Genomic DNA, 23,523 nt, shown 5'->3' on the forward strand with positions numbered 1-23,523 from the left:
AACCGTCTCAGGAAGACGGGCGCGATGTGCTCCGGGCGTGGTGGTCAAGGATCGCGGCGAGCTGGCGTTGCAGGTCGTCGACGGCGGAGCGCGCGACGCTATCGGCGCCCTCGGGGAGGTCGTCGAGTCGCTGGACGGTGATGGGCGCGCCTGGAGCTCGCAGTAGGAACACGTCGCCGCGCTGCGTGACGTAGAAGACGCGCGTGCGGGTCTCGTAGAAACCAGGCGGGCGGCGACGAGCCTCCACGACGATGCACTCGAGGTCGGTGAGGTCGGGTGACGCAGCGAGCAGGGGGTCCATCGTCCTTTTTCCTTGTGGTTGCTTTCTATAATGGTTGAGGAGAACCAGCAAGTAGCGAATTCGCGCCTTTCCTGGATGGGCCCAACGGCGCACCGATCGCCGTTGAACGTGGATGCTATCGAAAGGTACTGCTACTATGTGCAGGTGAGTCCGAAGGCACCCCTCCCTCCGATCGCGGCCACGGGTGACCTCGTGCAGATCACGGGGCTGAGCAAGGACACGATGTACGACTGGGCCGATATGGGTCTGCTGCCCGCACCGGAGGTGCTCTCGGACGGCCGCCGGGGCATCAAGTCGCGTTGGCCGATCGAGGCACTCGAGCGGGCCCGGTTCGTTATGGCCAGGCGCGCCGAACTGCTGACGCTGGCGGAGATCAGGGTCTTGGTCATCGAGAAGTGGGGACCCCCGACCCCCGAGGACATCGCCCGGCGGGAGGCCGCGCGCGAGCTGCGGCGGCCGAAGCGGCTACGCTCGCAGAGGCAGCGATGAAGCGGAAGTTCGTCACCAACGAGGAGCTGATCGCCGTCACCGGGGTGTCGCGGCAGTCGCTCAACCTGTGGGTCAAGAAGGGGCTGCTACCGGCGCCGACGCTGATCTCCGACGGCAAGTCCGGCGTCCGCTCGCGCTGGCCCGCGGAGGCGCTCGAGCGGGCCAAGTTCATCGTCGAGGCGCGGAGGCACTACGCGCTGTCGGAGATCATCGAGCTCGTGCGCGAGCGGTGGAGCGTCGAGGAGGACGTCGCGGTCGGGCCGCTCAGGCCCGACCCGCGACGCCGCGGTGAGTGACCTCCGCGACCTGCTGTTGCGTCGGCGCGATGCTCCTCCCTCTTAACCTGTAGCACCCACCCTCCCCACGATGACCGCCTCCGCCGAGCCGGATGCCGGCGCGCTCGACCGCGCCCGTCCGGACTCGAAATGCTCGCCCGTGCGCCCGACCTGGCGCAGCGTGAGAGGACGACGCTTTCATGGCGGCGGCCTCTCCATGGCTGATTTCGCGCCGTGCGGTGCTTGACCATGATTTTCGCTAGTCTAGCGAGGTGCGGGGATGCTGGCCCGCACGGGCGGCGCGCACATGGCTGGACGCAGTCTCACCACCGAAGACATCCGCGACGACGTCGCCGATTACAAGCACAGGGCGCTGCTTCATCTCGAGCAGGGCTTTGGCTCACTCGAGACCGCCGTCGACGCCAAGTGTTTAATCGAGCGGGCCGCCGAGATCTCGCTTAGGCACGGCCTCGAAGACGAATTGCTCGAACTGCGACGGATCCACGAGCGGATCGAGGTCGCGACCTACGCCTTTCTTCTCGACCAGATCCCCTTCGATCTCGATCACGGCGAGTATCCGCCTGAGGATGAGTGGAAATGGTCAGATTATGAACATACCATCACGCGCAGCCGAGCGTGGGGGCTGGACGTGACCGAGGCGGAGCAGGCGCTCACTCGTGCTCGCCAGGTGGCGGCCTCGTGGGCGCGAGGATACGACGATCCCGAGCACGAGGAGGAGCGGCGGGAACAACGTGCTCGCAGGCGATCCATCGCCGGTGTCGAGGATGCCGTGACAGGTGCAACTGAGTACGGCGCGCCACTCCAGGCTGGGCCAGCACGCGACGAGGACGGCGCCTGCGAGCGACTCCCGGTCGAGCTTGCCTCTCCGGACCTTGAGGTGAATGCACCTGACTCCGAGTTGGAAGAGGCTCAACTCGTCGGAACCTCTGCCTGCGACGAGGTGAGGGACTCACCGCAGCCCGATCCACCAGCCACTTCTGCGCCGAGACCTCGGTTCTCGCTGGCGGGGGACCTGTCGGCGGAAGCGCTCCAGCGTCATTTCTTGGAAGTCGAAGCGGCGATCCCTGCGCGTCGAACCGGCGCAGCCACCGCGGTCGAGCTCTGGCAAGCGATCCGCGAGGCGCATCACCACGGGGCGCTGCCGCTCACCGGCAATTGGGTCGATCTCGTCTCGGTCCTGCATCATCGAGGGTTGCTCTCGCATCTCCCCAGCGACCGGGCGTCGCGCGCCGCCCTCACGATCTTGGCGGAGCTGACTCCCCTTGTCCGGCGGCTGCACCACCGCCGATGGTTCATCGGCGTGGGGCCTTGACCGACTCCCGCGGACGTGTGGCTGCTCCTAGCGAGGTTTTCTCGCTGGGACTGTGCCCGTCGGGCCGGCTGGCACCAGCGCCGTCTCGGCGGGCGCGAGGGCCAGCGTGACCGGCCGGCTCGATCCGGCCTCGAGGCGCAGGAGAGCCTCGCCGACCGTGATGTCGTCGTTCGTCATCAAGAACGCCGCCAGAATCTCGCCCACGCCGCACAGACCCTCCTCGGCAACGGCGATCGAGTTCTTCAGCAGGTGAGCCACGGCCCGGTGTAGGCGCCTGAACTTCTTGTCCGGGTCTCGGGCCTCGTCCGAGGCGTGGATGTCGATCTTGTAGAGGCGTCGGTCGATGCGGAAGTACAGCCGCGAATTCCGGCCGCCGAGGGCTACCCATCGGATGTCGGTGATCCCCAGATCGGCGCGATCGAGGAGCTTCTGAATCTCCTCCCTCGACGTCGTCGCTGAGATCCCCGTCGTTTGATATGAGGGCCGCTTTCGCGTCGCTGTCGTGGCTGCGGAGGTCATCGAGCTACGAGGATCGCCGCCTCATCCGCGAAGATCAATCGCGTGGGGGGCGCTGCGTGGAGCGCTCATCGACGAGCAGGGCGACGCCGCCCCGACCTCGACGAATAGAGCCACATGCGGCGAATCTGAACCGCTCGATTTCATGCATGTCTTATGAGACATGTCGCTCACCCTCCATGTGGAGCGTGGAGGATCGAGCCTCGGTAGGTCGCAGGAAACGAGAGCCGTGGCGTCGAGCTTCACGAGATGCAGACGCGACTCGAGCCGCCGAGGATGGCGGCTCGGCGCGCTGGGATGATGCGCGGAGCGTGGCGCCGAGGATCTCGTTTGGATGGCCAGCCCTGAAGCGTGAAGCTCGGCGCGCTGGATCACGGATAACCAGGCGCGAAATGAGGGGTGGAGGATCGCCCTTCCTGGCGGTAAGCTCGCGGTACGGGGTGGCAGTATGGGCACGTCTACGGGCATCGAAGGGGTGGAGGACTGTCTCGGCGAAATGGGGTATGGGGCTGGGGTTCGCGGCGTCGTGCGGCGGTTTCGTGAGACCACCGCGGCGCTGCAAGAGCTCACGCTCTGCTGGCGCCCCGAGGCGCCAGAATCGGGCGCGCCAGTGGTCGAGCGCGCCGGACATCCCGGAGGCCAATTCTTACTTGGAATTGATGCCTCGGGCACCGGAATGCTCACGCACCTCTGGCCTGGCAGGGGCCGCCGCGTCCTCGGGAGCGGCCGTCCGGAACACCTGCGCTCGGAGGCGCTCGCCATCCTCCGGCATGGTGGCCCCTTCGGCGGGCCCACGAGCACGCGGCAGGGCGGGCAGGTCGTGCAGATTCACGACCCGCATGGCGGGATGCGCGTAGCGCTCACCGACGGGAGCGAAATACGCGCGCTCCTGCTGGCGCGGGGGGTGCTCGGTGTGCGGACCTGGCCGAGTGGCAAATTCGCTATTGGGATTACTCAGGACGACCTGGCCAGAAGTATCGAGGACGATGCCGAGCGCCTGTCGTTCGGCTCGACAGCCACGTTCTGGAGGTCCACGGAGCTGCATCCGCTCGTCGGCACAATCCGGGCGGATCCGTACGACCTCCTGCTCTGCGCATTACGAGCGGATCTGGCCGGGCTATTTGCAGTGCGGGGAGATGAATTGCTGGGGCTCAAAGTCGCGCCGTGGGACGCGATCCGGGAGATTGACGCAGGGCCATGGCTCGAAGGCCTTGTCATTCGTCAGTCTCCGTCGGCCGCGAAGGCGACGACAGCGACCGCCACAGAGGCGACGTCGGCACGCGCGCCCGGCAGAGACGAGGGCAAGGCCACCACGGAGGCGCCAGCGACCAAAGGCCGCAAGCGTGCTGCAGCGTCCTCAGGGGGCATGTCTGGCGGGCGTGGGCGACGGGTACGCCTCAAGTCAGCGTTCGCGGCGGCCCTGACACAGCACCTCGCCAACGTGGCGTCGAGGCTCCCCGCCGGGGTGCTCGGGGCCGCCTTCGCGGTCGAACTGCTGCGGGCGCTCGAGGCCGCCGCTCTCAGCGACCATCCGACCTTGACCGGCAAGGTGGTAGAGCTCTTTTCCCGGCTGCACAAGAAGGGGTTTCTCGCGGCGATGCCCGGCGACCAGGCCGGGCGAGCCGCCCTGAAGTTGCTCGCCGCGCACACACCGCTCGTCCGCAAGATCCACTACCGCCGCTGGTGCTTCGCGTTCGGCGACATCCATGCTCCAGAGTCCGAGCTGCGCGCTCGGCTCGGGCCCATCGCCGTTGAGTGACGGCCCGGAGGCTCGCGGTCAGCTTGGCGTGGGCCGCGCTCGGTGCTCGCGTTCGCGCAGCCGAACGAGATGTGCGAATATGTCCTCGCGCTGCCCCCGATGCACCCGATCCTCCACGCCCTCATCGAGCGCAACCTCCTGGTCTGCGTCGGCCCGCTCGTCTCCGAGACGGTCGGGCTCGTGGGGCCGCGCCGGCTCGCGCAGCGCATCGTCGAATCGCTACACCCGCTGCTCCCGGACCGTGTGGAGATGGCGGCGCTCGTCGCCGCCGGCGAGGTCAGCTCGGCTCTCGAGCGGGCCGAGCGGCTCGTGGGCAGCGCGCGCTTCGTGGACGTGGCCCGGCCGCTGCTGGACCGCGGTGACGCGCGGCTCCCTCTCGTCGTGCGGGCCGTCGCGGCGCTCTCGCCCGTGCTCGGGCGGATCTGCACGACCAATTTCGACACCCTGCTCGAACGTGCGCTCGGGACGTGGACAGCGCTGGACGCCGAGCCGCTCGACCTCCGAAGGCGCGAGCGATGCATCGTGAAGCTGTGCGGCACCGCGGCGCAGGTCTCCTCGTGGGTGCTCACCCGCGAGCGGCTGCTCGCCCGCAGCTCGGAGTTGCCGCAGACCGGGTCGTGGCTTCGCTGCCACCGGCTGCTTCTTGTCGGCTACCGCGCCGATGACGAGGTACTGCGCCGGCTGTTGCTCGCGCTGCGCGGCCGCGATGCCGCTGGCGCCCCGCCGGTCAACCTCGCGTTCGTGCCGGAGGACAGCATCACGCCCGAGAGCCGCACGCTGCTGGGTGAGCACGGCGTCGATCTCGTGCCTGTCGCCGGCGACTACGACCTCGCCGTCGCCGAGCAGCTCCACGCGCTGGTCGACGCGTACGAGCGCGCGACGGGGACCCGCATCACCGCGATTCCGAGCCGTCCGCGCTACGAGGGTCACCGGGTTCAGGGCACGGGCGGTCCATATCTCGGGCTGGCGCCGTTCTCGCCCCGCGACGATGCGCAGTTCTTCGGCCGCACCGGCGACGTTCACCGCTGCATCGAGCAGCTCCGCGCCTGCCCCGAGAGTCGGTGGCTGATCGTCCACGGCGCCGACGGAGTCGGCGCATCCTCATTCGTCGCGGCGGGCCTCTATCCGGCGATCGTGCGCGGCGCAGCCTGGACGCTGCCCGGCAAACCGACGTGGCAGGGACTGCGAGGACGGGTGGATCGTCGGCCGCTGCTCGCGCTCGCAGAGGGGCTGACCTCGCTCGCCCCCTGGGGCGAGCAGGAGCCCGAAGGGGTGGGTGATCGATCGTGGGAGGCCGCGACTCTGCACGAGGAGTTCAGCGCTCACACACGGGCGTTGACGGACCGCCTCGCCTCCCCGCACCTGCACGGCCTCGTGCTCGTCATCGACGGGATCGAGGAGGCGATCGACAGCGACGACGACCGCGAGTGCGAGCAATTCGCGGCCGTGCTGGCACACGCGCTGGCGCACGCGACCGCGCCGTTCCTGCTGATCACTCCGATCCGCAGCCGCTACCTCGCCGAGCTCGGGCGGCTCCTGCGGCTCCACGAGCGAATGATCGGCCGCGCGCCTCCCGTGCTCTACGCGCTCGCGCCCATCGACCAGGACGGGCTGCGCCAGATCGTCCGGGAGCCGGGCGAGCGGGCGGGGCTCATGGTCGCCGAGCGGCTCGTCGAGCGGATCCTCGCCGACCTCGATCGGCTGACGCGCGAGCCCAGCGCGCCACCGCCGGGGATCGTGCTCGCGCAACTCGCGGCCGCGTTGGTCGGGACCTACCGCCACATGAAGCACGGCGAGTTCTGCGTGACCGCGTATGAGGCCGCAGGGGGCCTCACCGGCGCTGTCGAGCAGCTCGCCGAGCAGGCGATCGCGGCGACGATCGAGGACTACGGCGAGAGCCTCGTGCGGCAGGTGTTCTTGACGGTGATCGCCGGCGGGGTCGATCGCCGCGGCGGCCGTCGTCCGCTGACGCCCGCGGAGGTGATCGATCGGCTGATCGCCGAGGGGCCGGCGACCTCGCCTGGCGAAAACCGCACCCTCGCCGAGCAAGTGCTCCGGCGGACGACGGCCGCCAAGGTGGGTCTGGTCGTGATCTCGGAGCGCAGCGTCACGCTCGTCCACGACGTCCTGCTGTCCCACTGGCCGCGTCTGCGCGCCTGGCAAGCGCCGGATTGGCCCTCGAAAGAAGAGGCCGACGGGCGAGGGCAGCCCCACGGCAAGGGCCACGAGAACGCCCAGGCGGAGGCCGCCGAGCCCAGCAGCACCGTCGACGCCCCGGATCAAGGCGACCTCCAGGCGGAGGGGGCGATGATCTCGGGCGCGCTCCGCGATGAGGTCGAGGCCGAGCTGCCTTATCTGTTCGTGTTCGCGTTCCTGGCCTCCGCCTCGCGCTCCGACGCGCTTGATCTTGTCTCCGCCGCTCTCGCCGCTGTCGCGAGCGATCCGCAGGCGCTGCTCTCGGCGCCGCAGCCTGCCGACGCGCTCCTCCAGCAACTGATCCTCGTCATCGAGGAGCAACTCGGTCGAAAGACCGGGCGGGGGTTTGAATTACTCGAGAACCTCTTGAACGAAAGGTTCTACTGGCGGTCCGACCGCCCCCAAGTATCTGGCGCCGAGGCCATGATTCTACTGTCCGAACTCAAGCGGACATGCCTGGTCTCGGTTCTGCAATGCCTCCCACCCGGTGTTCGCATCGCGTTCATCCTCGTCGACATCTTCGGGTACCCCGTGACGACCACGGCCGCGCTCACGCGCGGGAAGGAGTCGTCGGTCCGCGTTCGGTTGACGCGCGCTCGTAGGCGCCTCGACGAGTTCCTTCGCAATCGGTGCGGGCATATCGACTCGCACAACTCCTGCTATTGTGAGGGCATCCTGTTCCAGGCGCTCGACACGGGTTTCGTGACGGCGCCCGCGGTGCCACAAGCCGCCGCGAACGAGACCCCACCCATCGCCGACATCGGCGCCCTCTACCGCTCGCTGCCGGGTGCCGCGCTCGATGAGGCCGAGCGCGAACGCTTGTTGGCCGTCCTTGCGAGCTCGCTGCCGCCCAGTGGGTCACGTCTTCGCCGCTGAAGGCGGGGTCGTTCGGACGCGTGGGCCCGGCTGGACGGCTCAGGATCGCTGCCGAGCGGACGGCCACGCTCCTGCCACGCGGCCTGTCCTTGGGGACATCACGCCGCTGAGGGCGGCGGATCCGAGCTCGTATGGTTCGCCGAGCGAGCCCGGATCCAGTGCGGAGTCGTCGACCCCTTGTGCTCGGGCCACGGCTGGCTACCGCCGCGTCTTGGCCGGGAAGGCCGTCCGCTTCGTCGCCTTCGCTTTGCCCCTCGCCGCGCGGGCGATCGTCTTGCTCGTCCGGTTCACCGCCTCGCGCAGCGCCTTGTCGGCGATGTGGGCGTAGCGCTGCGTCGTGCGGTAGTTGCGGTGGCCGAGCATCTTGCCGACGACCTCGAGCGGCGTGCCGTCCATGATCGCGTCGCTGGCGAACGAATGCCGGAGGTCGTGCAGGCGCACGTCCTCGAGCCCCGCCAGCTTGCGGACCTTGAGCCACGTGGCCTTGAAGCTGTGGAGCTTCTTGCCGCTGCGGGAGCAGACGACGAGCCCGCGCCGCGGGTTGCCCTTGGCCTGGGCGATCCGGCCGAGGAGGTCCATGACCTCCTCCGAGACGACGACGTCGCGCTTGCCGGTCTTGGAGTCCGGGAGGCGGAGCAACTGCTGGCGCCAGTCCACCTGCTCCCAGCGCAGGTCGCGGACCTCGTCGCGCCGCATGCCGGTGAGTGCCAGCAGGCGCACGGCGGCGACGGCCTCACGGCCGATGTGGCCGTGCCTGCCGGGCGGCGTACGCTCGGCGGTATTCAGCACCCGCTCGAGCGCCTCGCGCTCGTCCGGTGACAGGAAGCGCTCGACGGCCCGCTCGTCGAAGCGCTCGACGTCCGTGACCGGGTTGCGCTGCTTCGTGACCCCCCACTTGGCCGCCTTGTTGAACAGCGCGCTCAGGACGCAGCGCATGTAGTTCGCGGCGCACGGCTTCGACTTCATGCTTGTATGGAGCTTGTCGACGTCGGCCGTCGTGATGTCATCGAGGCGTCGATCGCCGAGCTTGGGGAGGATGTACTTCCTCAGCGACGACTTGTAGTGCCAGGCCGTTTCTGGCTTTAAGCGCATGTCGATATGTTCCTGTTCAAACCGCAAGGCGAACTCGGCTAGCGTGGGCGACTTCGACCCCGGCGCCTGCGCATCCTCGAGCCGCGAGCTCGTCGGGGCCGGCGCGTCGACGCTCGCCGGCGCCTCGCGTCGCGCGAGGACAAGCATCGCCTCCCTGCGCGCTTCATCGACACCGAACCCCGGCCGTATCAGACCGAGCCTTACCCGCCTGTCCTTTCCGCCAGCATCGCGGTACCTGGCGAAAAACACCTTCTTGCCAGTGGGGAGCACCCGCAGGATGAATCCTGGCAGTGCATCGCAGGTGATCTCATATCGGATCGCGCGCGGCTTCGCCTCTCGTGCCTGAGCATTCGTGAGCATCTCGACCTCCGTTCCCCACCGATATCGAACCAAAAACGACCCAGATCAAGGCCGCACTGGAGCATGTCCGAAAGTACACAATATCTCGAATTCGAGCGCTAAGAGCTATTTTAGACCATATGGCCGTCATTGTCGACGTCGGCGACCACGGGGTACTCGATCAGGGTCGCGGTGGTGTTGCAGCGCTCGAGCAGGACGTCGCCGGTCGGACCCTCGTAGATCCGCAGGCGGTTCTGGTCGGAGTAGACGACCTCGGCCTTGCCGTCGCCGTCGAAGTCGAACACCGAGCTGCCGGTCGAGGCCGAGGAGCAGTCGACGGTCTGCTTGATCCACAGGAAGGTGTCGATGCCGGCGACGTTCGGGTCGACCAGCGCGGCGCCGCTGAACACGGCGTAGCCGATGCCGCCGGCCGTGCCGACGTCGGGGGTGCCGTCGCCGTCGAAGTCGGCGACGGTCGGCGGGCCGCCGCCGTGGGTGCGACCCCACGAGCCGTTGGGGCACGAGTTGGGGTCGAGGGTGCCGTTGATGTCGACGGGGGCGCGGACGACGACGAAGCTGCCCGGTGCGTCGGGATCGTGGCGCCAGATCGACAGCCGGTGCGCGAGGTTGTCGATGACGACGACCTCGGGGATCCCGTCGAGGTCGAAGTCGGCGACGGCCGGCCACGGGCTCTTCCAGTCGGAGGTGGCGTAGAAGTCGCCGACGGCGGCGAGCCCGGTGTCGACGAACACGCTGCCGTCGGCGTGATAGCCGCGGCTCGAGGTGATGACGTCGAGGAGGCCGTCGTCGTCGAGGTCGCTGACGACGAACGAGCTGTTGAGCGTGGGGTTGAAGCTGGCCTTGACCGCCCCGGTGGCGCCGTCGAGGATCGCGCCCTCGACGATGACCTCGGCGGCGCCGTCGCCCTCGAGGTCGGCGATGGCCGGCATGAAGCAGGTCTGGTCGGCGGTCCATAGCGGGGAGCCGTCCTCGCCCTTGAGGGCGAACACCTGCCCGTTCACGCCGCAGGCGACGATCTCGTTGCCGGGCTGCCCGTCGATGTCACCGCCGGCGAGCTGCTTGGTGGGGTTGACCTGGTTGGCGAGGACGTTCCACTTGTCGACGACGACGCCGCCCACGATCGAGATCGCGTGCAGCGAGCCGGTGGTCTTGTAGGCGCCGTTGACGAACGTCGAGAACACGATCTCCGGGATGTCGCGCTCGGTGATCTTGCCGTCGCAGTCGTCGTCGTCGAGCTGGACGACGATCGGGGTCATCATGATGTCGCTGTCGTATGGCGGGTTGACGACGCCGCCCCACGCGAACTTGACGGTCGGGTTGAACTCGCCGGCCGGCGAGTACTCGCAGCTCTGCAGACACTCGGGGTCGTTCGGGTCGGGCGGCGGGTCGTTCGGGCCGCACAGCGGCGGCTTCTTGAGACACTTGCCGTTCGGCTCGGCGACGCCGCCCATGCACATCGGGTCGGGCGGCTGCACGTCGGGCTCGCCGAGGGAGTAATCACAATACTCGTCGCCGGCACAGTCGGCCTCCTCCTTGCAATCGGCGCCGGGGGCCTCACACTTGGTGAAGTTGCACACCTCGCCGGCGTCGCAGCAGACCTCGCCGCAGAAGAGCTGGCCCATCTCGCAACATTCGGCGCCCTGGCAGGTCTCGCCCGTGGTGCCGGTCTCGCTGGCGCTGACCGGGCCGGTGGTATCGTCGGTGGTCGAGCCGGTGGTGGCGGTGCCGTCGGTGGTCGGCGCGACGGTGTCGCTCATCGAGTCCGAACCCCCCTGCGTCGTCGAATCGGTGCCCGTCGGGGTGACCGGCGTGGTCGTCCCGGTCGGGGTGTCGTCGGTGGTGCCGGGGCCGGTGCTGGTGGAGAGCGACGCGGTGTCGGTGGTGGTATTGTCGTCGCCGCACGCGGCGAGCCCGAGCGAGGCGACGGCGACGAGGACGCGGCGCGCGTCACCGAATAAACTCAAGGAGCTGTGCATCGCCCCAGGGTATCGGATCGCGGCGGGCGTCGGCGCGCGCCCGCGACCGTGAGGTGGAGACGTGATCGCGGGCGCAGCGGTTCGTCGAGCGCCTCGTGCGCCCGGCGGGCCGACGTATGGGACGGCAGGAGCCGCGGCCGCGAGCACAGCGGCGTCCATCGCCTCACATCTCCGGCGCGGGCCGGCGTCGCGTCGCTGCTCGTCGGCCCAAAGAAACTGTCTCATGAGACATGCGGCGATCGCCTCGTCTCCGCCGGCGGGCGTCGGCATGGAGCGAGGCATGCTTGCGTGAGCGAAACCCGGGCGGAGGAGCGGCGATCGCCGCGCCGACGAGCGCGAGGCACGGTCGGTCGCTCGCGTGAATCGCCAGCGGTGCCCGCGCAATTTCGCTCGCCTCGGGCCGGCCGTCGGTGTGGTGATTCGGCGAACGCCGACGCGGCCTCGCACGACCGTGAATCGTGGCCGCCGACGCGTCGCGGCGCGACCTCGATCATGCTGTCCGGCGCAATCCCCAAAAAAGATCCCAGGAGCGTCCGATGCGTCGTCTTTCCATGATCGTGTGTGCGGCCCTGCTGCTGCCGCTGGCCGCCTGCCAGGGGGCCGACAAGCCCGGGAGTCCGTCGTCGCCGGCGCAGTCGGTGACGATCCAGGGCGACGCGTCCTATCTCGAGAAGATCGTGCTGCCGCCCGGTTCGATGCTGCACGTCCAGCTGGTCGACACGCGGCACGCCGACACGGCGCGGGCGGTGATCGCCGAGGACAAGTTCCCGGCGACGACTGTGCCGATTCCGTTCCGGCTCGAGGTCGAAGGCAAGAAGATCGCGCCGAACGTGCAATACGGGCTGCGCGCCAGCGTGCGCGACGTGGATGAGAAGCTCGTGTTCACGACCGATACGGCGGTGCCGGTCGACCTGAAGTCGTCCGCGCCGGTGGAGATCCGGATGGTGCGCGCGGGCGGCAGCCGCGAGTAACGAGCGACGCCGGCCGGATCGCCGGCGCGCCCGTGGGCCCCGGAGGCGGCGTCAGGCCTTCCAGTGCGGCGGGATCGTGCGGTCGTGGTACGGCAGCGCGGACAGCCGGTCCTGCCAGGCGCGCAGGTTGGCGGGCAAGGCGTCGTCGATGGCGAGGCCGTCGAGCCTGCTGCCGAAGCGCTGCAGCAGGCGGTAGTGGGGATAGAAGGCGAAGTCGGCCAGGCCGAGACCGCCGACGAAGAACTCGCGGTCGCCGAGGTAGCCGGAGAAGCGCCGCAGCTCGGCGACGACGCCCTCGCGCGCGGCGGCCAGCGACTCGGGGGTGGCCTTCTCGCGGCCGAAGATCATCATCGCCAGCGGGCGCGTGGAGGTGGCGAAGTAGCCGTCGGCCTCGAGGGCGATCCGCCGGGCGAGCGCGCGGTCGGCCGGGTCGCGGGCGAGCAGCGGCCGCTCGGGGTACCTGTCCTCGAGGTACTCGACGATCGCGCCCGACTCCCACAACACGTGGCCCTCGTCGACCAGCACCGGCACCTTGCCGCGCGGATTGAGGGCCCGGAACTCGGGGGCCTGCGTGTCGCCCTTGTCGAACGACAGGAGCTTGAACTCGTACGGCAGCTGCTTGAACTCGAGCGCCAGCCAGACCTTCCACGCGTAGGGCGAGCCGGAGCCGTAGTAGAACGTGCGGGGGTTGTTCGACATGCCGCGAGGCTGGCCGAGCCCGCCGGCCACGTCAAGCGCCAGGAAGCGACATGGCCGGGACGACGATCCGGTGCGGCTGGTGCATCCGCCGCTCCTCCTCGATGCTGAGGATGGTCTTGCCGAACGGCGTCAGCGCGAGCCCGGCGAGCCGCATGCACGCGATGCCGAACGGGATGCCGATGATGGTGAGGCAGAGGATGAGGCCGGCGAGGAGGTGCCCGATGGCCAGCCAGATGCCGGCGAAGATCAACCACAGGAGGTTGCCGATCGCCGACAGCGCGCCGCCGTCACCGGGGACGCTGACGACGACCCGCCCGAAAGGCCAGGCGGCGAACAGCGCGAGCTTGAACGCCTGCACGCCGAACGGCAAGCCGATGATCGTCAGGCACAGGACGACGCCGGCGGCGAAGTAGCCGAGGAACAGCGGCAGCCCCGCGACGAGGAACCAGAGCACGTTGAGGATCAGGCGCAGCACCCGGCGAGCCTAGCACGCGCCGCCAAGGGCGCACGGTGGGGGCATCCGCGCGGGAGAGGACCTGCGCGAGCGGCCGTGCCGAGGCCCCGGCGGCGATCGGCGGCGGCCGCACGGTGGCGTGGCAGCACAGGGCGGCGAGAGGTCGGATGCTGGCGAGAGCGAGCGCGTGGCGGTCGGTGGACGAAGCGTCGGCCGACAGCGAGCGGCGAGGTCCGACGACGACGAGCGCAGGGGGAGCACGCGGAGCGGCGAGAAGCGTCGGACGAAAGCGAGAGGGAGCGACATGCGAACCATACCGAGCGGCGAGAGGGCGAGACCGACAAAGCAGTAGCGACGAAGGCCCGCGAATCACAGGAGCACGCGGATCCGGTGAGGCGGGCCGAGCGAGCGGCGAGAGAGGTCGGACGGAAGAAGCAGAGGCGTGCGGGCGGGCTGCGGTATGGTCATGGTGCGTCGAGGGCTAGGTGATTCGAAGTGTCGTGACGACGATCGCCGCCGCCTGCCTGACGAGAGAAGCACACCCCCGAATTTGAGCCGGTACATGCGGCGAGCGTGGTGGCTGCGAGCGTCGCGGAGATCGTGCAAGGGTCCGCTTGCGAGTCCTCGTCTGTCCCGCATGGTTGCGGGCCGAAAAGGACCCCCCAGGAATGCCGCTCGCCAGGACGTTCGTGCAATCGCTCTTGCTCCTCCCCGTCGTCGTGCCGGCGTCGTCCGCCGCCCGCTCGACAGGGCCCGCCGAGGCCGTCGCCGAGGCCGACCCGGAGCTCCCCCGCGTCGGCGGCATCGACATCAGCACGCCCGTCGGCAAGGTCTGGCGCCTGCGCGGCGTCGGTGACCTCGACGGCGACGAGACCGACGACATCCTCTGGCAGCACCAGAACGGCCAGGTCCATTACTGGCCGATGCTGAACGGCCAGCGCGTCGACGGCCTCGACATCTATACGCCCGTCGGCCAGGGGTGGATCCTGCGCGGCGTCGGCGACGTCGACGGCGACGGGACCGACGACATCGTCTGGCAGTACAAGAACGGTCAGGTCCATTACTGGCCGATACGGGACGGCAAGCGCCAGGGCGGCATCGACATCTCCACGCCCGTCGGCAAGGACTGGGCCCTGCGCGGCGTCGGCGACGTCGACGGCGACGGGACCGACGACATCGTCTGGCAGCACAAGACCGGCCAGGTCCACTACTGGCCGATGCAGGACGGCAAGCGCGTCGACGGCATCGACATCGCCACGCCCGTCGGCGCCGAGTGGCGCCTGCGCGGCGTCGGCGACGTCGACGGCGACAGCACCGACGACATCGTCTGGCAGCACCAGAACGGCCAGGTCCACTACTGGCCGATGCAGGACGGCAAGCGCGTCGACGGCATCGACATCGCCACGCCCGTCGGCAAGGAGTGGACGCTCCGCGGCGTCGGCGACGTCGACGGCGACGGAACCGACGACATCGTCTGGCAGCACCAGAAGGGCCAGGTCCATTACTGGCCGATGGAATTCGGCCAGCGCTAGGATTGACCGCCGGGAGACCAGCGAGCACGCGGCGCGATGCCGCGGCGCTCGCCCGCTGCACGGCCGTACGGCACCCGCGGCGGCCGTGCTACCGTGCCCGCGCCATGAAGGCCGCGCACGACACCCTGACCTCCGCACGCCTCGCGGTGCGCCGCTACACCGCGGACGACCTCGACCTGCTGGTGCGGCTGCACACCGATCCCGAGGTCACGCGCTTCACCGGCGGCCTGCTGACCCGCGATCAGTCGCAGGCGATGTTGCGCTCGCGGATCCTCGCCTACTACGACGAGCACCCGGGCCTGGGGATCTGGCTCACCGTGGAGCGCGAGACGGGGGCGCCGGTGGGCCTGCACCTGCTCAACCACATCCGCGGGTCCGACCTCGTGCAGATCGGCTACCTGCTCTACCCGCAGTACTGGGGCCGCGGCTACGCCACCGAGATGGGCGAGCGGCTGCTCCGCTACGGCTTCGAGGAGCTCGGCCTGCCGCAGATCTCCGGGATCACCGACCTGCCCCACGTCGACTCGCAGCGCGTCCTGCTGAAGATCGGCCTCCGCCGCGCCGGCGAGCGCCAATTCCCCGCCTACGGCCCCGCCCCCCTGGCGTTCTTCACCCGCGACGCCGGCAGCTGGCTCGCCGAGCACGCCGCCCGCTGAGCCGTCCGGTCCTCACTCCCACGAATGACTCTTCGGACATGCCCTAAAAGGCATGTCTACCGAATTCCGCCGCCGGTCCCGTGGCGGAATCGCCGCGGCGTTCAGCTGCGGCCGCCGAACACCTTGAGGTATTCGTCGCGGTGCTTGCCGTCGAGCAGCGCCAGCGAGCTGTCGGCGTCGTCCTGGTGGCGCACCGCGTAGCCGGCGTCCTTGAGCGCGCGCAGGTGGCGGCGGACCGCCTCGGCGTCGATCTGGAACACCTTGCCGATCTCCTCCGGGTCGCAGATCACCCGCGGCGCCTTCGCCGGACCCTTGCGGTGGCGGTAGGCCGCAGCCAGCGCCGCGTCGACGAAGGTCCAGAGGTAGGCGAGCACGACCTTCGCTCCCGGCGACAACGGGTCACCCTCGGGGGAGGTCGCGGAGAACAGCTCTCGGGGCATCTCGGCCATGCGGAGATTGCGGGCTACTCCGATCGGCGCCGACCGTCAAGGTCGAAGTCGCACACTTTTCGGCCTCCGTCTGGAGTGAACGGCGTTCGCGCGGAACCGCTCGCCGCCCTCGCCGTCGCCGCCCGTCTCGGCGCCGATCGACCGGCGGCGGGCTCATGGCCGCGATCTCGCCGGGTCCGCGCCCGGTTCGCCGCGGCGTAGCGAGGGCCGGCGAGGCCCCCTATCGGCATCTGCGGTCGTGCCGCCGATCGCCGTGAACGGCTGATGCACGGCGGCCCACCGGGCTGTCTCGCGCCGCGCTGCGCCGCGGCTGGCAATCGATGCACCGCGCATTGGCGCGAATCGACGGAGGGCGATCGATCGATATCCGAATCGCAACACCAGGCCATGCGCGTTTTCGCGCGTCCCGTCGCGCCTGGGGCCGTCTCGCGCGTCTGGAGCAGATGGAAAAGCGCGCCCTCGGGCGGGGCCCGACGAGCGGCGAACTCGCCGCCGGTTTGCGCTTGACTGCGTCGGCGACCGGGGTAGCCTCGGGAGAAATGCCGCTTAACCCTTCCTTGCTGACATTTCGATTCGTGACGCCGCAGACGGGCGTGCGTCCCCGTTCCTGAGCCGTTTTGAAACCGCCGTGCGCCTGCCGCCCTGACCGCGCCGCCCGCGAATCGAAGCTCTTGACTTGACTTGACGATGCCCGCAGCCCCTCGCTTTCGGGCTCGCTCCGACCGACATGACCGCTTTCGCCGCGACCACCTCGAAGTTCCGATTGTCGGCATCGCTCGCCACCGTGGTGGCGCTGGCGTGCCTCGTCGTTCCTGACGCCGTGGGTTCGCCCAGGCTCGGGTTGTTCCTGTTCGGCGGGGCCAGCTTCGTCCTCCTCGGATTCATCGGCCTCGACCTGCTCGGCGCCGTGCTGCCGGTCGGGCGCCTCACCGCGCGGCGGCTGCGGCGGGTCGCGGCGCTGGTCATGGGCGCCCCGCTGTTGCTGCTGGCGGTCCTGATCTTCGCCTTCCAGTCGCCCGCCGCCATGCCGCTGGTGTTGGCCGGCGGGCTCGTGTTCGCCGCCGTGGCCGTGTTCGCGGTCGAGCGCCTGGCCCCGCGCCTGGGCGCGCCCGACGACCCGCGCTTCTGGCTCGGCACCGCCGTCGCCGCCGTCCAGCTGATTGCGATCTTCCTCTACGTACATGTCTCGGAGGACACCTTCGCGGTGGTCCGCCCCGGCACCGAGCGCCTGCACGCGGTGCTGTACTTCGGCACCTGGGCCGCCTCGCTCGCGCTGCTCATGCCGTGGGGCGCGCGGATCGCCAGCCGTACCGGCGCCGCCGCGGCCTCGCCGTGGTGGGGCGCCTGGAGCGGCCTGGCCGCGCTCGTCGGTGTCGGGGCCATGTTCGCCGACCGGCGCTTCATGGTCGGCCTCTACCCGGCCGTGCACCTGTGGCTGCAGTTCGTCGGCGTGCTCAGCCTCGACGCCGCGCTGAGCCGCGGCCTCGCGCGCGCCCAGCTCGAGCGCTCGCGCCTCGCGCCGGCCACCGTCGCCCGCCTGCAGCGGCTCGGCGCCGGCGCGCTCGGCCTCGTCGTCGTCGCGGCCCTCGGCTTCGCCGTCGCCGCGTTCGGCGGCTTCGCCGGCGACCGCGGCTTCCGGGCCCAGGTCGGCGAGACGGCGATCGGCCCCACCTTGCTGAAGCTCGCGCGCACCGAGGCGCGCACGCGCGGCAACCTCCGCACCCTCGATCACCCGCTCTACCACGACGTCGCGGCCCCGAAGAACGACTGGAACATCGTCCTCATCAGCATCGACGCTCTCCGCGCCGACGCGCTGCCCGACCCCGAGAACCCCGACAAGAGCGCCGCCCCGCGGCTGTCCGGCCTCGCCTCGACCTGCGCCGACTTCCGCCGCACCTACGCCCCCGGCTCGCGCACCGCGATCGGCATGGGCGCGCTGATGCTCGGCCGCTACAGCGCCCACATCCAGTGGAACCTGTGGATCTGGGACGGCAAGCTGATCAACCCCAAGACCGCCACCGCCAAGGACATCCGCGGCCTCAGCAACGGCGTCCAGTACACCACGATCCCGGAGATCCCCCCCGAGGGCAACCTCGCCCAGCGCATGAAGGCCGCCGGCCTGCGCACCCTGGCGAGCCCGTGGGACGGCTACAGCCGGTTCTTCCGCAAGGACGCCGGCTTCGACCCCGGCTTCGAGGATTACACCGACTTCAACGGCAAGAGCTGGCGCGAGCCGGCCAGCCTCGAGGTCCTGCCGATCGCGCTCGCGCAGATCGACAGGCACAAGGAGAAGCACAAGAACAAGCGCTTCTTCCAGTGGATCCACCTGTTCGACCCGCACGAGTCGGGCAGCGACCGCGACCGCTACGCCGAGCTGGTGCGGGCGATGGACGACGCGATCGGCGGCTTCCTCGACGGCCTCGAGGAACGCGGCCTGCGCGACAAGACCGCGATCTTCCTCGTCGCCGACCACGGCGAGGCGCTCGGTGACCACCGCAACGCCACCCACGGGACCTCGCTGTACGAGGAGCAGGTCCGCGTGCCGATGCTGATGTGTCTGCCCGGGCGCAACGGCCAGGTGTTCCGCCAGCCGGTGTCGACGCTCGACGCCGCCGCGACGATGCTGGCGCTCGCCGGCGCCGACCTCACCGGCATCGACGGCGTCAACCTCCTGCCGCTGATCGACCAGGGCACCTACCCGGCGGAGCGGCCGGTCTTCACCGAGCTGCACCGCTACATGTCGAGCCAGGCCGAGCGCACCACCGACATGCAGGCGGTGATCCTCGGCGACTGGAAGCTGATCCGCGACCTCAAGAACGACACCGCCCAGCTCTACAACCTCGCCGCCGACCCCAAGGAGGAGCAGAGCGTCCTCGGCGGTCGCTCCGACATCGCCGACGACCTCGAGGACCTGCTCGACGCGCTCAACGCCGCCCGCTTCAAGCCCAAGCCGCCGCAGCCGCTGTTCGCCGCCAAGCCGGCCGCTTTCGACGTCACCGGCGACTCCGTCCTGCTGTGGACCCGCGCCACCCTGCCGGCCACCCTCCACTTCGAGGTCGCGACCAACGCCAAGTTCACCAAGATGGTCGTCGAGACCCCGGCGGTCGAGGTCACCGAGGCCACCGACCACGTGCTCGTCGCCGACGTCACCGGCCTGTCCCCGGGGACACGTTACTGGTACCGCCCGATCCTCACCTTCGAGGGCGAGCGCCTCGAAGGCGACACCGGCGCCTTCACCACCTCACCGGCCAAGCCGAAGGCGATCAAGCTGGCGTGGAGCGCCGACCTCATGGCCGAGGACCAGCCGTTCCAGATCTTCGGCGCGCTCAAGCGCGAGCGGCCCGACATGTTCCTGATGCTCGGCGACACCATGTACGCCGACATCCCGAAGAAGAAGAAGGCCAAGGACCTCAAGGGCTACCGCGGCCGCCACCGGCTGGTCCGCCGCGACGAGGCCCTGCAGAACTTCCTCGCCTCGACCGCCACCGCCGCGGTGTGGGACGACCACGAGATCGCCAACAACGCCCACGCCAGGACCGAGAACATCGACGTCGCCCGCCAGGTCTTCCGCGAGCAGTGGCCGCTGCGCAGCGCCGACCCCGACGACGTCGGCCTCTACCGCTCGTTCCGGCCCGCCCCCCAGGTCGAGGTGTTCATGCTCGACCTGCGGAGCTTCCGCGACCCGCCCAAGTCGCGCTCGAGCATGCTCGGCGAGGTGCAGAAGGAGTGGCTGATCACCGGCATCAAGTCGTCGACCGCCAAGACCAAGGTCGTCGTCAGCAGCGTGCCGATGTTCGCCCCGTTCGGCGAGGACAGCTGGAACGGCTTCCCCGACGAGCGCGACGAGCTGCGCACCGTCCTCGCCAGCGAGCCGCCCGGCAGCGTGATCGTGCTGTCCGGCGACTACCACCTGGCGTGGCACATCGTCGACAAGGAGAGCGGGCTCAACGAGCTCGTCGCCGGCCCGCTCGACGCCTGGAGCTTCGAGGAGATGCTGCCGCAGCACACCGGCGACGTGTCCAAGTTCGGCGGCTTCGCCCACACCGACGGGCCCAACTTCGGCGTGCTCGACATCGCCGCCGACGGCTCGGTCACCGCCCGTTACGTCGACGCCAAGGGCAAGCAGAAGTACCGCGTCGTCCTCAGCGGTCCGCCCGAGGGCTCGGCGGTCGAGGCGCCCAGGCCCGAGCCCACGCGGCTCGTCGGGCCGAAGGCGGGCCGCGCCAAGAGCGGCGCCGCCGAGCCCGACAGCACCAGGCCGACCGCCCCGGTCACCTCTTCAACTTCGGCAGGCACCGCCCCGAAACGTTGACCAGGCCCTCGCTGCAGCGCGTGAGCTTCGGCGCCGCCAGCTTCTTCGGCGTCAGCGCCTGGCGCAGCAGCTTGCTGCGGTCGAGGCTCGGCTTGCTCGGCTGAACCAGCTGCTTCACCGCGAGGTTCTCCGGCGACCCACTTGTCGGCGGCGACGTCCTGCGTGTTCACCAGGTCGAGCTGGATCGATCATCGGCGTGTCGTTGCCGCTGTCCGAGTCGACGGTGCACTTCATCGACGCCAGCACCCCCACGACGACGGCGTCTCGATCGCCGGCCTCGTCAACTTGTCGTTCGTCGGCAACGTCGTCCCCGCGCTCCACGGCTGCGGTACCGACGGCGACCGCGGTCCCTGCTACAACGGTTACAGCGACGGCCTACAGCCCCGAGACCGGGCTCGTCGCCTACATCGAGGATGCGCGCGCCATCGACGTGCTGCATAACGCTATGCTCGTCCCGGTGTCGCTGCTCGTCGGTCTCACCGCGTCCACACCGCCGCGCCCCGTCCTCGCCGCCACGCGACCTGTCTGAAACGACAGGCGCCCTCGTGAGCCGCGCGCGTCGGTGGTAGCCTGCGCGCGGTGGCCGGCGTCTTGACCGCCCTCGCGCTGGCGACCGCGCTCGCGGTCGCGGCCTTGCTGCGCGACCGGCTCGGTTCGGCCTGCGCGCTCGGGGTCGGCCTCGCCGGCACCTGCCTCGCCGTCAGCGCCGTCGGGATGCTCCTCCTCGACCTGCAGCGGCTGCAGCCCTGGCCGGTGCGCGCCGGCCTGCTCGGCGCGTTCGCGGCGCTGGTCCTCCTCGCCTTCACAGTTCGACGGCGGCTCCCCGCCATCACGCTCCCGCTGCGCACGCGTCACACCGTCGCCACCACCATCGCCGTCGTCGTGTTGCTCGTCTGCGGCGTCGGCCTGCGCCTGCACCCCTCGCCCTATCTGCAGGGCGGTCAGGACCAGGGCATCTACGTCAACGTCGGCCATCACATCGCACGTACCGGCCGGCTGCGACCCGTCGACCGCGTGATGCAGGGAGCGCTGCGCGGCGTCCCGCAGGCCGACGTGCTGGCCGCGTACCGGATCAAGCAGCCGCCCCCCGGCTCGCCGCTCGCCGGCGTCCGCGAGGGTCGCTGGACCGCGGGGCTCCACATCGAGGACGCCGCCGCGGGCCGCCTCGTCCCGGCCTTCTTTCATTTGATGCCGGTGTGGTTCGCGCTCGCCGAGCTCGACTGGGGCTTCGCCCGCTCGACCTGGCCCCTGGTGCTGTTCTGGCAGCTGTCGGGCCTGGCCGCGTTCGCCCTCGCGCGCCGCCTCGCCCTCGCCGGCGCCGACCCGCACCTGCAGCACCGCGCCGACCGGGTCGGGATCGTGGCGCTCGCCGCTCTCGCCCTCCACCCGCTCGACCTGTGGATCTCCAGCTTCACCGTCACCGAGAACCTCGCCCGCGCCTGCCTGCTCGCGGCCGCCTGGCTGTCCCTCGAGGCAGGTGCCGCCGAGCGCCAGGGCCGGGCCGGCGTCGCCCTGCTCGCCGGCCTCGCCGGCCTCTGCTTCGCCGCCGGCGCCTTCACCCGCGGCAGCTTCGTGGCCCACGCGATCGTCCTCGCCGGCGCCCTCCTGCTCGTCCCCCGGGACGCCCCGCGGGCCCGCCGGGTGCTCCTGCGGACGCTCGTGGCCGGCACCGCGCTCGCGGTCGTCCAGGCCGTCCTGCACTCGTGGCCCTACTTCTTCTCCGCGGCCACCAACCACTTCCACGTCCCGCGCCTCACCCCGTCCACCGGCGAGGCGGTCGCCTGGACCTTCGCCGCCGCCGCGGCGCTGCTGCTCGCCGACCTCGGCCTGCGGCGACTGCCCCCGCGCCTCGCCGCGCTCGCGCCCCGACTGCTGCGGATCGTCGCCGGCCTCATGCTCGCCGCCGGCGCGCTGGTCTCGCTGCGCGACCTGTTCGCCCCCGCCAACGAGCTCGGCCCCGACCAGCAGGTGCTCGCCGTCCTGCTGCGCCACGGCGGCCCGCTGCCGCTGCTCCTCGGCTTCCTCGGCCTCGCCGTCGCCGTCCGCCGCGCCCACGCCTCACTCCTCCCGTGGGTCTTCCTCGCCTCGGCGATCGTCCTGCTCACCGCGCTCAAGCAGGGCGTCCGCTACGAGTTTTATTACGCCCGCTACTTCGTCGCCGACGCGCTGCCCGTGCTGCTCGTCGCCGCCGCCTGTCTCTCGGGACATCTCATCGCCCGCCTCGCCGCTCGCCGCGGCCCGCGCTGGGCGGCGGCAGGGTTCGCCGTGTTGCTGCCGGCGTGGTTGGTCCCGCCGCTGCGCCTGTTGCCGCGCGAGGTCTACTGGACCCGCGACCTCGCCGACGACCCCGCGCAGCTCGCCAGCATCTTCGAACATGTCCCCGAGGACGGGTTGCTTTTGTTCGACGACCGCGCCCCCGGGCGCTGGCGCGGGCTCCTGGCCGCGCCGGCCTTGCTGTCGTTCGGCCGCAACGCGCTCGCCGTGCCGCCCCGCGGTCACATCGTCGAGGGCGCGCTCAAGGCCGGCACCCCGGTGTTTCTCCTGTCCGGCGGCTGGGAGCCCGACGAGCGCCAGCGCTGGCCCAGCGCCGCGCACGGCCCGTGGCGCACCCGCGTGGTCGCCCGCGGCATCTACCGCGCCGTGCGGGCGGAGACCGTCGCCGGAGGCGTCCCCGGCCGGCTCGTCGACGGCGGCGGCCCGTGGGAGCTGCAGCAGCTCGACCGATCGATCTGGCGCAGCTCCGGCGCCTTCAGCCTCTACCCCGAGAGCGTGTTCGTGGCGACCACGGCGGCCGGCCTCGTCACCGAGCCGCTGCCGCTGCCCGCCGGCGCGCGCCTCGAGCTGTGGCTGCCCGCCCGCGGCCCGGCCTGCGAGGTCACCGCGGCGCTGCGCACCGGCGACGCCGCGCACGAGCTCGCCCCGCTCCCGCGCGAGCGCGACGACCAGCTGCTGTGGTCCTTGCCCGCGGCGCCCGGCCCCGCCGCCCTGGCGCTCACGGCCCGCTGCGAGGGCGCGTTCGCGTGGCGCTGGCTCAGCGTCCGCCGCAGCGAATGACACGTCCTTCGAGACACATCTCGATAGATGTCTCGAGGGACATCTCGCGTCGTGACGGCGGAGAAACCCAGCCCTCCGCGCGCGCGACGACTCGGCGAAGACGTCACGCCCGCCCGCCTTTGTTTATGTCTCGAAGGACCTCCCGCGTCGTGACGAGCGGAGATGACTCGGCCCTCCGCGCGCGGCGCGACGTCTCGGCGAAGACGTCAAGCCCGCCGTTCTT

General features: G+C 70.4%; 20 protein-coding genes. 12 read left to right on the forward strand and 8 right to left on the reverse strand.

The window, feature by feature from the left end:
* Window positions 1-7: 7 nt before the first annotated feature.
* A complete protein-coding gene (locus K7C98_RS32370) occupies window positions 8-301 on the reverse strand; it encodes a hypothetical protein (RefSeq protein ID WP_224195691.1) in 294 nt (97 codons plus the stop codon).
* 30 nt (window positions 302-331) lie between these two features.
* Between K7C98_RS32370 and K7C98_RS32375 the strand changes: the two genes are divergently transcribed.
* From K7C98_RS32375 to K7C98_RS32390, 4 genes are all read left to right on the forward strand, one after another.
* Window positions 332-790: a hypothetical protein gene (locus tag K7C98_RS32375; RefSeq protein WP_224195692.1), complete on the forward strand. Its 459-nt coding sequence runs from the start codon at window positions 332-334 to the stop codon at window positions 788-790.
* Complete coding sequence (locus K7C98_RS32380) at window positions 787-1,086, forward strand: hypothetical protein (protein ID WP_224195693.1); 300 nt, start codon at window positions 787-789, stop codon at window positions 1,084-1,086. The genes K7C98_RS32375 and K7C98_RS32380 overlap by 4 nt, the downstream gene beginning before the upstream one ends.
* 70 nt (window positions 1,087-1,156) lie before the next feature.
* Complete coding sequence (locus K7C98_RS32385; RefSeq protein WP_224195694.1) at window positions 1,157-1,312, forward strand: hypothetical protein; 156 nt, start codon at window positions 1,157-1,159, stop codon at window positions 1,310-1,312.
* Between the two features lie 33 nt (window positions 1,313-1,345).
* Entirely contained in the window at window positions 1,346-2,398 is a 1,053-nt protein-coding gene (locus K7C98_RS32390; RefSeq protein WP_224195695.1) for a hypothetical protein, read from the forward strand.
* Window positions 2,399-2,425: 27 nt separating this feature from the next.
* Here K7C98_RS32390 and K7C98_RS32395 read toward each other — a convergent pair whose 3' ends face one another.
* A complete protein-coding gene (locus tag K7C98_RS32395; RefSeq protein ID WP_224195696.1) occupies window positions 2,426-2,917 on the reverse strand; it encodes a hypothetical protein in 492 nt (163 codons plus the stop codon).
* A 445-nt stretch (window positions 2,918-3,362) separates the two neighbouring features.
* Here K7C98_RS32395 and K7C98_RS32400 point away from each other — a divergent pair, with 445 nt between their 5' ends.
* A complete protein-coding gene (locus K7C98_RS32400) occupies window positions 3,363-4,673 on the forward strand; it encodes a hypothetical protein (RefSeq protein ID WP_224195697.1) in 1,311 nt (436 codons plus the stop codon).
* A 249-nt stretch (window positions 4,674-4,922) separates the two neighbouring features.
* On the forward strand, window positions 4,923-7,745 hold the full coding sequence (locus K7C98_RS32405; RefSeq protein WP_224195698.1) for an SIR2 family protein: 2,823 nt from the start codon (window positions 4,923-4,925) through the stop codon (window positions 7,743-7,745).
* Between the two features lie 198 nt (window positions 7,746-7,943).
* Here the strand turns inward: K7C98_RS32405 and K7C98_RS32410 are convergent, their stop codons facing one another.
* The gene (locus tag K7C98_RS32410; RefSeq protein ID WP_224195699.1) at window positions 7,944-9,197 is read right to left on the reverse strand and encodes a site-specific integrase; all 1,254 of its coding nucleotides are present in this window, start codon (window positions 9,195-9,197) and stop codon (window positions 7,944-7,946) included.
* Window positions 9,198-9,307: 110 nt separating this feature from the next.
* Window positions 9,308-11,161 carry an FG-GAP repeat domain-containing protein gene (locus K7C98_RS32415; protein ID WP_224195700.1) on the reverse strand — a complete coding sequence of 618 codons (1,854 nt, stop codon included), beginning with the start codon at window positions 11,159-11,161 and terminating at the stop codon, window positions 9,308-9,310.
* Between the two features lie 470 nt (window positions 11,162-11,631).
* On the opposite strand from K7C98_RS32415, the gene K7C98_RS32420 reads away from it, so the two are divergent.
* The gene (locus K7C98_RS32420) at window positions 11,632-12,144 is read left to right on the forward strand and encodes a YbaY family lipoprotein (protein ID WP_224195701.1); all 513 of its coding nucleotides are present in this window, start codon (window positions 11,632-11,634) and stop codon (window positions 12,142-12,144) included.
* 51 nt (window positions 12,145-12,195) lie between these two features.
* Here the strand turns inward: K7C98_RS32420 and K7C98_RS32425 are convergent, their stop codons facing one another.
* Together K7C98_RS32425 and K7C98_RS32430 are read right to left on the reverse strand one after the other, a co-directional pair.
* Window positions 12,196-12,843, reverse strand: coding sequence for a glutathione S-transferase family protein (locus tag K7C98_RS32425; RefSeq protein WP_224195702.1), 648 nt, complete (start codon window positions 12,841-12,843; stop codon window positions 12,196-12,198).
* 31 nt (window positions 12,844-12,874) lie between these two features.
* Window positions 12,875-13,315 carry a YccF domain-containing protein gene (locus K7C98_RS32430; protein WP_263430021.1) on the reverse strand — a complete coding sequence of 147 codons (441 nt, stop codon included), beginning with the start codon at window positions 13,313-13,315 and terminating at the stop codon, window positions 12,875-12,877.
* Between the two features lie 671 nt (window positions 13,316-13,986).
* Between K7C98_RS32430 and K7C98_RS32435 the strand changes: the two genes are divergently transcribed.
* Together K7C98_RS32435 and K7C98_RS32440 are read left to right on the forward strand one after the other, a co-directional pair.
* Window positions 13,987-14,829, forward strand: coding sequence for an FG-GAP-like repeat-containing protein (locus K7C98_RS32435; RefSeq protein WP_224195704.1), 843 nt, complete (start codon window positions 13,987-13,989; stop codon window positions 14,827-14,829).
* 104 nt (window positions 14,830-14,933) lie between these two features.
* Window positions 14,934-15,485, forward strand: coding sequence for a GNAT family N-acetyltransferase (locus K7C98_RS32440; RefSeq protein ID WP_224195705.1), 552 nt, complete (start codon window positions 14,934-14,936; stop codon window positions 15,483-15,485).
* A 101-nt stretch (window positions 15,486-15,586) separates the two neighbouring features.
* Here the strand turns inward: K7C98_RS32440 and K7C98_RS32445 are convergent, their stop codons facing one another.
* The gene (locus K7C98_RS32445) at window positions 15,587-15,934 is read right to left on the reverse strand and encodes a transcriptional regulator (protein WP_224195706.1); all 348 of its coding nucleotides are present in this window, start codon (window positions 15,932-15,934) and stop codon (window positions 15,587-15,589) included.
* 727 nt (window positions 15,935-16,661) lie between these two features.
* Between K7C98_RS32445 and K7C98_RS32450 the strand changes: the two genes are divergently transcribed.
* Window positions 16,662-20,246 (forward strand): alkaline phosphatase D family protein, encoded by a 3,585-nt coding sequence (locus K7C98_RS32450; RefSeq protein WP_224195707.1) that lies wholly within the window; start codon window positions 16,662-16,664, stop codon window positions 20,244-20,246.
* Here the strand turns inward: K7C98_RS32450 and K7C98_RS32455 are convergent.
* Window positions 20,206-20,364, reverse strand: a complete 159-nt coding sequence (locus tag K7C98_RS32455) for a hypothetical protein (RefSeq protein WP_224195708.1) — start codon at window positions 20,362-20,364, stop codon at window positions 20,206-20,208. The genes K7C98_RS32450 and K7C98_RS32455 overlap by 41 nt on opposite strands.
* 78 nt (window positions 20,365-20,442) lie before the next feature.
* Here K7C98_RS32455 and K7C98_RS32460 point away from each other — a divergent pair, with 78 nt between their 5' ends.
* Window positions 20,443-20,775, forward strand: coding sequence for a hypothetical protein (locus tag K7C98_RS32460; protein ID WP_224195709.1), 333 nt, complete (start codon window positions 20,443-20,445; stop codon window positions 20,773-20,775).
* Between the two features lie 50 nt (window positions 20,776-20,825).
* Window positions 20,826-23,300, forward strand: coding sequence for a hypothetical protein (locus K7C98_RS32465; protein ID WP_224195710.1), 2,475 nt, complete (start codon window positions 20,826-20,828; stop codon window positions 23,298-23,300).
* The last annotated feature ends 223 nt before the right edge of the window (window positions 23,301-23,523 follow it).

The sequence above is a fragment of the Nannocystis pusilla genome, assembly GCF_020073745.1.
GTDB classification, from domain to species: Bacteria; Myxococcota_A; Polyangia; order Nannocystales; family Nannocystaceae; genus Nannocystis; species Nannocystis radixulma.

Excerpts from the sequence above, each read along its gene's own strand:
- K7C98_RS32370 (WP_224195691.1), bottom strand. The coding sequence starts at position 301 with ATGGACCCCCTGCTCGCTGCGTCACCCGACCTCACCGACCTCGAGTGC.
- K7C98_RS32375 (WP_224195692.1), top strand. The coding sequence starts at position 332 with ATGGTTGAGGAGAACCAGCAAGTAGCGAATTCGCGCCTTTCCTGGATG.
- K7C98_RS32380 (WP_224195693.1), top strand. The coding sequence starts at position 787 with ATGAAGCGGAAGTTCGTCACCAACGAGGAGCTGATCGCCGTCACCGGG.
- K7C98_RS32385 (WP_224195694.1), top strand. The coding sequence starts at position 1,157 with ATGACCGCCTCCGCCGAGCCGGATGCCGGCGCGCTCGACCGCGCCCGT.
- K7C98_RS32390 (WP_224195695.1), top strand. The coding sequence starts at position 1,346 with ATGCTGGCCCGCACGGGCGGCGCGCACATGGCTGGACGCAGTCTCACC.
- K7C98_RS32395 (WP_224195696.1), bottom strand. The coding sequence starts at position 2,917 with ATGACCTCCGCAGCCACGACAGCGACGCGAAAGCGGCCCTCATATCAA.
- K7C98_RS32400 (WP_224195697.1), top strand. The coding sequence starts at position 3,363 with ATGGGCACGTCTACGGGCATCGAAGGGGTGGAGGACTGTCTCGGCGAA.
- K7C98_RS32405 (WP_224195698.1), top strand. The coding sequence starts at position 4,923 with ATGGCGGCGCTCGTCGCCGCCGGCGAGGTCAGCTCGGCTCTCGAGCGG.
- K7C98_RS32410 (WP_224195699.1), bottom strand. The coding sequence starts at position 9,197 with ATGCTCACGAATGCTCAGGCACGAGAGGCGAAGCCGCGCGCGATCCGA.
- K7C98_RS32425 (WP_224195702.1), bottom strand. The coding sequence starts at position 12,843 with ATGTCGAACAACCCCCGCACGTTCTACTACGGCTCCGGCTCGCCCTAC.
- K7C98_RS32440 (WP_224195705.1), top strand. The coding sequence starts at position 14,934 with ATGAAGGCCGCGCACGACACCCTGACCTCCGCACGCCTCGCGGTGCGC.
- K7C98_RS32445 (WP_224195706.1), bottom strand. The coding sequence starts at position 15,934 with ATGGCCGAGATGCCCCGAGAGCTGTTCTCCGCGACCTCCCCCGAGGGT.
- K7C98_RS32450 (WP_224195707.1), top strand. The coding sequence starts at position 16,662 with ATGACCGCTTTCGCCGCGACCACCTCGAAGTTCCGATTGTCGGCATCG.